Genomic DNA, 11,191 nt, shown 5'->3' on the forward strand with positions numbered 1-11,191 from the left:
CTCCCTCTCTCGCGGGCTGCTGCGGGGTGCCGGCCGGGCGCTGCCGCTTTTGCGGGGCCTCCCGGTGTTTGCGGGCACCGGGATCCACGGCGGCTCGGGGGTGGGCCGCCGCGGATGATCGGGGGGCCCCGGCGTCGCGGCCCGTGAGACGGGCCGGCCCGGGCGGGCGGCCACCCGCGCCGCGGCCCGTGCCCTCATGGACGCGACGTACGGGGGACGAGCTCACCTCGTGATGGCGGGCTCTGTCCCGGCGTCCAGCCGCCCGTGCGTACGGCGACGAGCTCGCGGTGGCGTGGCACACGGCCCGGCGGGCGCCGGTGCCGCCCGTCGGCGCCACTCGCCCACGCCGCCGACGGCCTCACCGGCCTGCCGCCGCCGCGTCGAGTTCGGCGAGCAGTTCCGCGTGGTGCAGGATGTCGTCCGCGTGCGGGGCGGGGTCCTGGGCGTCGAGGACCGTGCGGGCGAAGACCCCGGCGATGTTGGTGAACTGCCGGTCGGGGGCGAGTGGTACGTCGGTCACGGTGCCGCCGCGTTCGACGCGGGCCACCGGGACATGGTCGTCCGGAGTGCTGAACGCCCGGTCGAGGCGGAGCGAACCCTCGCTGCCCCAGAGCGTGTAGCCGCTGCGGTAGCCGTGCTCAAGGCCGTAGGCGAGCTCCGCGGGCACACCGTCGGCCGAGGCGAGCAGCGCCGCCCCCGACGAGTCCGGCTCGCCGTCGCACGACGCCCGCCGGATGGCGCCGAGCACGCTCAGGCGCGAGCCGAGGAAGAACTGCGCGGCACGGATCGGGTACACCGCCACCTCCGGCAGCGTGCTGGCGTGCCGCACGCCCCGGGGAGCGGTGGCGTCCGGGGTTGCCGGGATCCCGAACTCGCTCTCGAACAGGCGGAGTTCACCGATCCGGCCGTCGGCGACCAGCTTGCGTACGCTCGTGTGCTGGGAGTGGTGCAGGAACATGAAGCTCTCCATCACCACCAGACCGCGCTCCCGCGCCACCGCCACGGCCTGCCGTGCCTGGTCCAGGGTCTGCGCGAAGGGCTTCTCGCACAGCACGTGCTTGCCCGCGCGCAGCGCCCGCAGCGTCCACTCGTGGTGCAGGGCGGGCGGCAGCGGGATGTAGACCGCGTCGACGTCGTCGCGTTCCAGCAGCTGTTGGTAGGCGGCTGGTGCGGCGGCCGGGTCGGGCGACGCGTCCGTACCGTCCGCGTCCGTACCGTCGAAGACGGGGACGCCGCCGAACCGTTGCGCGAAGGACCGCGCCCGCTCCTCCCTGCGGCTGGCCACGGCCGTGACCCGCACCAGCGGCTGCGCCGCGAGCGAGGGCAGCATCCGGCGCTCCGCGATGCCCGCGCAGCCCAGGACGCCGATGCGCAGGACGCGATCCGTGTCGTACTCCTTGACGGCGGCCATCTCAGCCCTCCCCGCTGTCATACGCGCCGTCCGCCGCCCAGATCCCGCGCAATCCGGTGAGCAGCGTGCGCGCCTCAATGTTCACGTAGTTGCTGTGGCGCAACAGCGCGCCGAGCTGCCGGACCGTCAGCCAGAGGTAGTCGTCGGGCACGTCGACGGGGAAGCCGTCGGGCGCCTTGACGATCAGATAGCGGTTGTCCGCGTGGTGGAAGCGGCCGCCCTCCTCCGACTGCACGGTGTCGTAGAGCACCCGGTCCCGGTCCGCCGAGAGCACCAGGTCGAGATAGCGCGGCCGCAGCTCGTCGGGAAGCCCGAGGACCCGCTGCGGCTGGCACTGCACGGTCGGGCCGAGCTCGGCCACGTCCAGGACGCCCGCCTCGCTCCTCGCGTGGGCCAGGACATGGGGTACGCCGTCGATCTCGCGCCAGAGGAAGGCGGAGACCCCCTGCTCGGCCGGGGCGATCAACGGCTGGGTCCATGCGGTCACTTCGCGTCCCACGGCGCTCACCTCGGCGGCGATCACCGTGAAGTGCCGTCCCGACTCGTGCCGGATGGTGTTCTCGTCGCGGTGCCACTGGGTCACGTCGTTCAGCGGTATGGAGCGCTGCACCAGGTCGCGGCGGGCCTTGATCTCGGTCAGCCGGCCCAGGATCCCGTCCATGGTGAGCTGCGCGCGGTCGGGTCCGCCGAGGTAGGGGATGGCGGAGAGCACGGTCCGCGCATCCATGTTGATCACGTTGTCCTCCAGGAGCAGCCGGTTGATCTGCCCGAGGGTCAGCCAGCGGAAGTCGTCGTGCGCGGGCACGTCGCCGATCGCCTCGACCACCATGTTCCGGTTGCGCTTGCGCAGGAACCAGGAGCCCTGTTCGGACTGGAGGGAGTCGAAGAGCACGATGCTGCGGCGCGGCGGGGTGAAGTAGTCGATGTACCGCACCCGCGAACCGCGGTGCACGCCCGTGTAGTTGCTGCGGGTGGCCTGCACGGTCGGCGAGAGCTGCACCGTGTCCAGGTTCCCCGGCTCCATCTTCGCCTGCATCAGGAAGTGCAGGATGCCGTCGAACTCCTTGACGACGATGCCCAGTACGCCGACTTCCGGCTGGTTGAGGATGGGCTGGGTCCACTCGGACTCGTGGCCGTCCCAGCCGGTGCGGACCCGCAGGCCCTCCACCGCGAAGAACCGGCCGCTGTGGTGGACCAGGTTCCCGGTCCGTTCCTGGAACTCCCAGCCGACCAGATCCCGGAAGGGGATGCGGTTCACCTCGTAGCGGTTGGTGCGGCGCTGGGCCGCGAACCACTCCCGGAACGCCGCGTTCGGCGTCACCGGGCTGTCAGTGGTCCTGGCCGAGCGCGCGAAGCGTCCTTCGACGCCCGTTACGTTGCCGCCTGGGGCAACGGAGGTCAAAGTCACCGGCTCGCTCCTTCTCGGGTTCGCGACGGCCCCGACAGTGCCCCATGCCGATCGCTCCCGGGTCGAGGGGGGCTCGAGCGGCCTTCCCTAGCGTGCGCGCATGGCCACCCGAAGCTTGGAAATCCGCGAACAGGACCTTCCCGACGTGTATGTGGTGACGCCCAGGGCGTTCCCCGACAACAGGGGTGTCTTCCACGAGTCGTTCCGCAAGGACTACCTGGAGGAGGCGATCGGCAGGCCGTTCGTCATCGAGCAGAGCAACCTGTCGGTGTCGCACAAGGGGGTGCTGCGCGGCATCCACGGCGTCGTCGGCCCGATGAGCCAGGCGAAGCTCGTCAGCTGCGCGCGGGGCTCGGCGATCGACATCGTGGTCGATCTCCGCGTCGGCTCACCGACGTTCGGCCGGCACCAGGTCTTCCACCTCGAACAGAACTCGGCCACCAGCCTGTTCATCTCCGAAGGGCTCGGCCACTCCTTCCTCGCCCTGGAGGAAGGCACGGTCATGAACTACCACTGCTCGAAGCCGTACGTCGCCGACGCCGTCTACACCGTCCACGCGCTCGACCCGGCGCTCGCCCTGCCCTGGGGCGTCACCGGGGATCCCGTGATGTCCGGGACCGACCTGGCCGCTCCGACCGCGGAGGAAGCGGCGGCCAAGGACATCCTCCCGACCTACGAGTACTGCCTCGGCCTCTACGGGCGCGGTACGGCACCCGCGAACGGCCCGGCCACCTCCGCGAACGATTCAGAAAGGAAGCCAGGATGACACCTGACAGCGCACCGCCCGAGGACCGTTCCGCCGAGAAGGGAACAAAGGGGACAGTTGGGTGGGCCGTTCTTGTCACCGGCGTCGCCTCCTTCATGGCCGGACTCGACAACCTGGTGATCGTCACCGCACTGCCCACCATCCGGGAGGAGCTGGGGGGAAGCCTCCAGGACCTGGAGTGGACGGTCAACGCCTACACGCTCTCCTTCGCCGTCCTGATGATGCTCGGTGCCGCCGTCGGCGACCGGTTCGGGCGGCGCAAGATCTTCGTTGTGGGGCTGCTGCTCTTCACCGGGGCGTCGGCCGCCGCGGCCGTCGCGCCCGGCATCAATGAACTCGTCGCCGCACGGGCCGTGCAGGGCGCGGGCGCCGCACTGATCATGCCGTTGTCCCTCACGCTGCTGACCGCCGCCGTGCCGGCCGAGAAGCGTGGCGCGATGCTCGGCATCTACGGCGCGATCAACGGACTCTCCATCGCCGGCGGCCCGTTGGCGGGCGGACTCATCGTCGAGCACTTGTCGTGGCAGTGGATCTTCTGGGTCAATGTGCCGGTCGGCCTGGTCTTCGCCCCGTTCGCGCTGCGCAAGCTCGCCGAGAGCAGGGGTCCTGCGGCGCGGCTCGACGTGACGGGCACGGTCCTGGTGAGCGTGGCCCTGTTCGGCATCGTCCTCGGCCTGGTCGAGGGCAACTCGTCCGGCTGGACCTCACCGCTGGTGCTCGGCGGTCTTGTCGGCGGCGCGGCGGTGCTCGTCGGCTTCGTCGTCTGGGAACTGCGCTCGCGCGAGCCGATGCTGCCGATGGGCATGTTCCGCAACCGTGCGTTCAGCGCGATCAACGCGGGCGGCATCCTGATGGCCGTCGGCATGTTCGGCACGATCTTCCTGGTCACCCAGTTCATGCAGAACGTGCAGGGATTCGGGCCGCTGGAGGCGGGGGTGCGGATGCTCGCCTGGACGGCCATGCCCGTCCTGGTGGCGCCCTTCGCGGGCATCGTCTCCGACCGCACGGGCGGCAGGCCGGTGGTGGTGCTCGGCCTGATCCTGATGACGATCGGCCTCGCCTGGTTCGCCGTGCTGCTGGAGCCCGATACGGGCTTCGCCGCCCAGCTCCCCGCGTTCATGCTCTGCGGTGCGGGGATGGCCTGCTTCTACGCCCCGCTGATGAACCTCACGATGAGTTCGGTGCGGGTCGAGGAACACGGCATCGCCTCCGGCGCAACGGCCGCGACCCGGGAGGTCGGCGCGGCACTGGGCGTGGCACTCCTCGCCTCTGTGTTCAGCGCCAACGGCGGCTACGCCTCCCGGCAGCACTTCGTGGACGGACTGATCCCGGCCCTGTGGGTGGCATCGGCGGCCCTGGCCCTGGCCGCGGTGGCCATGCTGTTCACCCCGAAGGCCGCCGCCACACCCCAGCCGCAGGCGGCCGGGGGACCGGCCGCGAAGACGCAGGGCGACGCGGTCCTTGCGGACGGCTGAGCGACGCTCGTTCGCTGGGGAGCGCTCCGGCGGCGGGGGCCCCCCCCCGGGGGGGGGGGGGGGGCGCGCCGCCCCCCCCCCCCCCCCCCCGCCCCCCCCCCCCCCCCCCCCGGGGGGTACGGCTGTGCGGGGTTCGTGGCCGGCGTGCCGATGGAGCGGTCGTCGCCCGTGGGGTGTTGCCGAGGGGTCGCCCGACGTGCGGGTGCGGGCGATGTGGTTCTGGCGGATGGCTGAGGGCGCGTACGCAGGGGAAGGCCGCGGCCGGTCCCACCCGATGTGGCGGGGCCGGCCGTGGCGTACGGCTGTTGCAGGGTTCGTGGTCGGTGTGGGGCCGCACCGTGGGGTGTTGCCGTGGGGCTGACGGGTGGGCTCGTCGGCGGGCGAACGCTACGGCTGGCCGCGCCGTTCGGGTGGGCGTACGGCTCTGCAGGGTTCGTGGTCGGTGGGCTCGTTCGCAGGCGAAGGCCGCGGTCGGCTCCACCCGATGGGGTGGGGCCGGCCGCGGACATCGGTCGTGCAGGGGTACGCGCTCAGCGTGTCGGCGCGGCGGCCTCGGGGAGGTGCGCGGGGCGGGGGCCGTGCTCCGCCGCGGCGGACTCCGCCGCGTACTGCTCGCGGTAGTAGCCCGGCCGTTGGAGGAGTTCGCGGTGGGTGCCGCGTTGCGCGATGCGGCCTTCGCGGAGCACCACGATCTCGTCCGCTTCCTCGAGCCCCAGGATGCGGTGGCTCACCAGGAGCAGTGAGCGGTGGCCTGCCGCGGCGAGCGCGTCGGCGAGCACGGCGCCCGCGGCCGCCGGGTCGAGCGACTCGGTGGGCTCGTCGAGGACCAGCACGGCGGGGTCGGCGAGCAGCGCGGCGGCCAGGGCCAGGCGCTGACGCTGGCCGCCCGCCAACTGGGCGGCATCGTCCCGCACTTGGGTGTCGAGCCCGGCGGGCAGTGCCCGCACCCACGCGGCCGCGCCCGCCCGCTCAAGGGCGTCCCACAGCCGCGCCTCGTCCGCGTCCGGGCGGCCGAGGAGCAGATGTGCGCGGACGGTGCCTGCGAAGACGTAGTGGTCCTGGGTGAGTCCGGAGACGAGGCGCGGTCGCAGCTCCCGTCCGGGGATCCGCTCCACCGGGACCCCGTTGAGACGTACCTGTCCGGCCGATGCCGGGACGAAGCCCAGCGCGACGGCGAGCGCCGTGCTCTTGCCGGAACCGCTCGGTCCGACCAGGGCGACCCGGCGCCCGGCGGGCAGCGAGAGCCCGAAGTCGCTCAGGGCCGGCCTGACCGCCCCCGGGTGGACCACGGTGACGCCGGTGAACTCCAGGGTGAGGGGACCTTCCGGCACCGGCAGCGGATCCTCCGGCTCTGGCACGGCGGGCCTGGCCCGCAGCACTGCCCTCAACCGCCTTAGCGCGCTGCCGAGTTCGCCGAACTTCTCGGCGGCCGCCTGTACGGGCACGGCCGTCTCAAGGGCGGTGAGCGCGGCCAGGGTGAGGACGGCGGCGGCGACGGGACCGAGGCGTCCCTCGGCCTGGGCCCGCGCCGCGAGCACCGCGACCGCGGCGGTGGTCGCCAGCTGGATCAGCAGCCCCGCCGCGGTGACCGTGGCCCCGCGGCGTGCCGCGGAGCGTTCGAGGCGGGCGACGTCGCGGGCCGCTTCCTGCTCCCGCCGCTCGGCCGCCAAGGCCGCGGCCGCCCCGCACACCGCGAGGTCCTCGCGCCCCTCGATGGCGTCCACGCCACGCACGGCGAGCTCCGCGCGGGCGGCCACGAGCCGGGTCCGCACCCGGTCGAGCGTCAGGGCCGTGAGGAGGGGAAGGACAATGACGCCCATGAACAGGCCGACGCCCAGGGCGAGTCCGGCCTCGGGGAGCTGAAGCGACGCCCATGCGGTGACGCCGCCGCCGACCACGAGCGCGGCGAGCGCCGGAAGCACCACCCGCACCGTGGCGTCCTGTACCGCCTCCACGTCCGCGACCATCCGGGTCAGCAGATCGCCCCTGCGGAACGCGGGAAGCCCGGCGGGGGCCAGCGGCTCCAGGACGTCGAAGAAGCGGCCGCGCACCCGGTCCATGATCCGCAGCGCGGCGTCGTGCCCGGCGAGCCGCTCGGTGTAGCGCAGCGCGCCCCGCGCGATGGCGAGGGCGCGCACCGCGACGACCGCCAACGAGAGGGTGGCGAGCGGGGGTTGCTCCGAAGCCCGGCAGATGAGCCAGGCCGCGGTGGCGGTCAGCGCGACCGCCGCGGCCTCGCACAGCGCGGTGGCGACGGCGGCGAGGGAGAGCCGCAGCATGGGCCCGGCCAGGCCGTTGCGGGGAACGGATGCTGTCACCGTACGAACCGTCCTTCCAAAGCGGGGCGGGGCTGTGGCGTGGTGTCGCCGACGCGGATCACGGTGTCGGCGTACTCCATCACGCGGTGGCGGTGTGTGACCACCAGCGCCGTTGTGCCCGGCAGGGCGTGCAGGGCGGCGGGTATCTGGTGCTCCGTCTCGCCGTCCAGGCGTGCGGACGGTTCGTCGGGGCGCGGCACCGGCCCCGCCAGACCGCACCCAGGAGCGGAAGCTGTCACCGTACGGACCGTCCTTCCAAGGCGGTGAGGGGTTCGGGCGTGGTGTCGCCGATGCGGATCACGGTGTCGGCGTACTCCATGACGCGGGGGCGGTGTGTGACCACCAGCGCTGTCGTGCCCGGCAGGGCGTGCAGGGCGGCGAGGATCTGGTGTTCCGTCTCGCCGTCCAGGCGTGCCGTCGGCTCGTCGAGCAGCAGCAGGGTCGGGCGGCGGAGCAACGCTCGGGCGAGCGCCACGCGTTGGCGTTCGCCCGCGGAGAGCTGGGCTCCGCCGTCGCCGAGTCTGGTCGCCGTGCCGTCCGGGAGCGCGTGGACGAAACCGGTCGCGCCCGCCTTCTCCAGCGCCCGCTCCACCTCGGCGTCGGTCGCGTCCGGCCGGCCGAGGCGTACGTTGTCGGCGAGTGACGCGGCGAAGAGGTGCGGGCGCTGCGGCACCACCCCGAGGTGCTCGGTCCACGCGTCGCCCGGCACGGGGGACAGGGGGGTTCCCCCGACCCGGATCTGGCCGCCGAGCGGCGGGAGCAGCCCGGCGAGGGTGCGAAGGAGCGTCGTCTTGCCCGCGCCGCTCGGGCCGGTCAGCGCGTGGCAGCGCCCCGGTTCGAGCACCAGGGAGAGCTCGGTGAGCGCCGGGGCCGCCGCGGAGAAGCCCACCGTCAGCCGGTCCAGGACGATCGGAACGCCGGCCGGGTCGGGTGCGCCGGGGCGGCGCGGGGACGACGGCTCGGCGGGGGCAGGTGACGCCTCCCGGATCCGGCGGGCCTGCGCCAGCACGGTCTTGCCGTCCTGGCTCGCGTGGAAGCGGGTGGAGAGGGTGCGCAGCGGCCGGTACGCCTCCGGGGTGAGGAGGAGGACCGCGAGTCCTGCCGAGAGTTCCATGTTGCCGGACAGGAGGCGGAATCCGACGGGTACCGCGATCAGCGCCACCGCCAGGGTCGTCATCGTCTCCAGGACGAACGAGGACAGGAACGCCTGGCGCAGGGCGGCCATGGTGACCACCCGGTGTTCGGCGGAGACCGAGCGGATCCGCCGGGCCGCGTCGTCCTGCCGCCCGAAGACGCGCAGGGTGGCGAGACCGGAGACCGCCTGCAGGAAGTGCCCGCCGAGCCGGAGCAGCAGGGCCCACTGCCGCTCCGTACGCGCCTTGGTGTGCATCCCGACCAGGGCGAGGAGCAGCGGCACGAAGGGCAGGGTGGCAAGGACGGTGAGCCCGGACGGCAGGTCCAGGAACAGCAGGGTGCCCACGACGGCGGGCGGCACCAGCACGGCGTGCGGCAGCACGGACACCGTGCCGGCGACATAGCCGTCCAGCGCGTCGCCGCCGCGGGTCAGCAGCGCCACCACGTCGGCCGTGGGGGGCCCGGTGCCGCGGATCCGGCGGCGGCCCGCGGCCTCGGTGAGTCCGGCCCGCAGGGTGCGCTTCACGTCGGCGGCCACCGTCGCCGGATACCAGCGGTCCCACCAGGCGAGCGCGCACCGGCCGACGACCACCCCGGCCGCCAGGGGCAGCGGGAACGACGCGAGCGCCCGGCGGGCGCCGACGGCGAAGAGGTCCGCGAGCAGCTGGGCCAGGAGCAGCGCCTGAGCGACGGTCAGGAGCGTGGCAAGCGCCGCGGAGACCGTGCACACGGCCAGATACCGCTTGATGCCGGGGTGGATGCGGACCAGCTCCGGATCGAGCGGCCCGCCGCCCCGGCCCTTCTGCGTAGCGCGCTCGCCGCCCCGGCCCTTCTGCCTGCCGCGCCCGCCGCCCCGGCCCTTCCGCGTACCGCGCCCGCCACCCCGGCCCTTCTGCGTACCGTCCTTCACACGACCGCCCCCCGGCCTCAGTGGAATGCGGGCGCGGCCGCCCGCTCCTCGGTGGTGCGGAACAGCCACCACATCCGGATCTGCACGGCGATCACCAGCAGGAGCACCGGCCCGGCGGTCCACGTGATCAGGGCCAGGGAGGTGCTGTCCGCGGCGAGGTCCTGGACCGCCGTGGCCGCGGTCCCGGAGTCCGAAGGGGTCACCAGACAGGGGTACTTGGCGGCGAAGACCGCCACCGGAAGCAGCCCCACGGCTGTGGCGGTGGCCGCGAACGACTGCCAGGGGCTGCCGCCGGACATCCGGCGGTGGGCGGCGAACAGGGCCACCCCGGCGGCGGCGATCAGGAACACGGCGATCCAGGGCCGCCGCAGCGCGTCGCCGTCGAAGTGCCCGCCCGCCAGGCCCGCGAGGACGGTGACGGCGGCCAGCGCTCCGCCGGCGGCACCCAGCGGCCCGGTGATCCGCGCCGCGCGGGCCGCGCTCTCTCCTGTGGTGCGGGCGGCGGTGAAGGCCGCGCCGTGCGCGGCGAAGAGCGCGACCGCGGCGAGCCCGCCGAGCAGCGACACCGGGCTCAACGAGGCACCGCTGCCGGTCACATGGCCCTGACCGTCGATGTCGAGCCCGCCGGCGACGGCGGTCAGGAACCCTCCCCAGCCGAAGGCGGCGGCGATGCCCGCGACGCAGATCGCCAGGTCCCAGCGGCGCCGCACCGCCAGGCCGGGGTGCCTGCTGCGCAGCATGACGGCGCTGGTGAGGACCAGCGCGCCGCTCAGCGCGGTGAGGGCGAACGGGGCGGCGCCGACCAGGAGTTGGGTCTTCAGGCCGGGGAGTGTGCCCACCAGGATGCCGACGGAGACCAGCAGCCAGGCCTCGTTGCCGAGTAAGAAGGGGCCGAGCCCGCCGAGCACGGTCCTGCGTTCCCGGTCGGTGCGGGCGGTGACCAGGAGGGTCGACCCCACCCCGTAATTGGCGCCGGCGAGCATCAGATAACCGGTGAACAGGGCGATGAACCCGATCGTCCACAGGGTCGGGTAACTCATGGCCAGGTGCTCCTTGTCTGGGTGAAAAAGTGTTCGGGTCCGGGACCGGCCGCTAGATCAGTACGCCGTCGCGCTTCTCGTCGTCGCGCCCGCTGTCATCGTGCCCGCCGTCGTCGTGCCCGGCCTCTTCCGGCGCCTGCTCCCAGAGGTCGGCCCGCTGCGGGCCGCGCATCGCCGTCTTGCCGAGCAGCCACCAGTCGAGGGCGAGCAGCGCCGTGACGAGCAGGCCGAGCACCACCAGGGAGACGGTCAGCTGGGTCGTGGTGAGCGAGGGGGTCAGGGCCTGCTCGGTGGTGAGGATGTCGTCGATGACGAAGGGCTGCCTGCCGTACTCGCGCAGCACCCAGCCCGCGATGTTGGCGACGTAGGGCAGCGCCATGACGATCACCAGGGTCCGCTGCAGTCCCGGCCTGTTCAGGATCCGGTCGCCGCGCAGCGAGATCAGGGTCCAGATGGCCACGCCCAGCAGAACGAGCCCGATGATGATCATCGAGAAGGCGCTGATCTGGACCAGCGGCCCGGACGGCAGCTCGACACCGTCGCCGAAGCGCTTCACCAAGGCCTGCTGGAAATCGGCGAGTTCGGCATCCTTGCCGTCGACGAGCGCCTGCTTGAGGGGCTGTTCCACCTTGACGCGGGGCGGCGGGGGGGGCCCCCGCGCGCGCCGCCCCTCCGGTTGCCCCACGGGGGGGGGGGGGCGCCCGCGCGCACAGGGGCCGCGGGAGTGGG

The 11,191-nt window shown here is 73.5% G+C and carries 9 protein-coding genes; 2 read left to right on the forward strand and 7 right to left on the reverse strand.

From position 1 onward, the window contains the following. Window positions 1–358: 358 nt before the first annotated feature. On the reverse strand, window positions 359–1,411 hold the full coding sequence (locus tag ACFWY6_RS39020) for a Gfo/Idh/MocA family protein (RefSeq protein ID WP_384700726.1): 1,053 nt from the start codon (window positions 1,409–1,411) through the stop codon (window positions 359–361). Between the two features lies 1 nt (window position 1,412). Continuing rightward, a complete protein-coding gene (locus tag ACFWY6_RS39025; protein ID WP_384700728.1) occupies window positions 1,413–2,819 on the reverse strand; it encodes an NDP-hexose 2,3-dehydratase family protein in 1,407 nt (468 codons plus the stop codon). A 100-nt stretch (window positions 2,820–2,919) separates the two neighbouring features. Between ACFWY6_RS39025 and ACFWY6_RS39030 the strand changes: the two genes are divergently transcribed. Then, complete coding sequence (locus tag ACFWY6_RS39030; protein WP_384700729.1) at window positions 2,920–3,585, forward strand: dTDP-4-dehydrorhamnose 3,5-epimerase family protein; 666 nt, start codon at window positions 2,920–2,922, stop codon at window positions 3,583–3,585. After that, a complete protein-coding gene (locus tag ACFWY6_RS39035) occupies window positions 3,582–5,060 on the forward strand; it encodes a DHA2 family efflux MFS transporter permease subunit (protein ID WP_384700731.1) in 1,479 nt (492 codons plus the stop codon). The genes ACFWY6_RS39030 and ACFWY6_RS39035 overlap by 4 nt, the downstream gene beginning before the upstream one ends. Window positions 5,061–5,590: 530 nt before the next feature. Here ACFWY6_RS39035 and cydC read toward each other — a convergent pair. The 5 genes from cydC to ACFWY6_RS39060 are packed head-to-tail and all read right to left on the reverse strand — an operon-like array spanning window position 5,591 to window position 11,090. Next, window positions 5,591–7,378: a thiol reductant ABC exporter subunit CydC gene (gene cydC, locus ACFWY6_RS39040; RefSeq protein ID WP_384700733.1), complete on the reverse strand. Its 1,788-nt coding sequence runs from the start codon at window positions 7,376–7,378 to the stop codon at window positions 5,591–5,593. Continuing rightward, window positions 7,375–7,617, reverse strand: coding sequence for a hypothetical protein (locus ACFWY6_RS39045; RefSeq protein WP_384700735.1), 243 nt, complete (start codon window positions 7,615–7,617; stop codon window positions 7,375–7,377). The genes cydC and ACFWY6_RS39045 overlap by 4 nt, the downstream gene beginning before the upstream one ends. Beyond that, window positions 7,614–9,422 (reverse strand): thiol reductant ABC exporter subunit CydD, encoded by a 1,809-nt coding sequence (gene cydD / locus ACFWY6_RS39050; RefSeq protein ID WP_384700737.1) that lies wholly within the window; start codon window positions 9,420–9,422, stop codon window positions 7,614–7,616. The genes ACFWY6_RS39045 and cydD overlap by 4 nt, the downstream gene beginning before the upstream one ends. Window positions 9,423–9,439: 17 nt before the next feature. Beyond that, complete coding sequence (locus ACFWY6_RS39055; protein WP_384700740.1) at window positions 9,440–10,462, reverse strand: cytochrome d ubiquinol oxidase subunit II; 1,023 nt, start codon at window positions 10,460–10,462, stop codon at window positions 9,440–9,442. A 52-nt stretch (window positions 10,463–10,514) separates the two neighbouring features. Continuing rightward, window positions 10,515–11,090, reverse strand: a complete 576-nt coding sequence (locus tag ACFWY6_RS39060) for a cytochrome ubiquinol oxidase subunit I (protein WP_384700742.1) — start codon at window positions 11,088–11,090, stop codon at window positions 10,515–10,517. Between the last annotated feature and the right edge of the window lie 101 nt (window positions 11,091–11,191).

It is taken from the genome of Streptomyces sp. NPDC059037, from assembly GCF_042740015.1.
Taxonomy (GTDB): domain Bacteria; phylum Actinomycetota; class Actinomycetes; order Streptomycetales; family Streptomycetaceae; genus Streptomyces.

Bases quoted from the DNA above. Each gene is read 5' to 3' on its own strand.
- ACFWY6_RS39020 (WP_384700726.1), bottom strand. From the start codon at position 1,411: ATGGCCGCCGTCAAGGAGTACGACACGGATCGCGTCCTGCGCATCGGC.
- ACFWY6_RS39030 (WP_384700729.1), top strand. From the start codon at position 2,920: ATGGCCACCCGAAGCTTGGAAATCCGCGAACAGGACCTTCCCGACGTG.
- ACFWY6_RS39035 (WP_384700731.1), top strand. From the start codon at position 3,582: ATGACACCTGACAGCGCACCGCCCGAGGACCGTTCCGCCGAGAAGGGA.
- ACFWY6_RS39055 (WP_384700740.1), bottom strand. From the start codon at position 10,462: ATGAGTTACCCGACCCTGTGGACGATCGGGTTCATCGCCCTGTTCACC.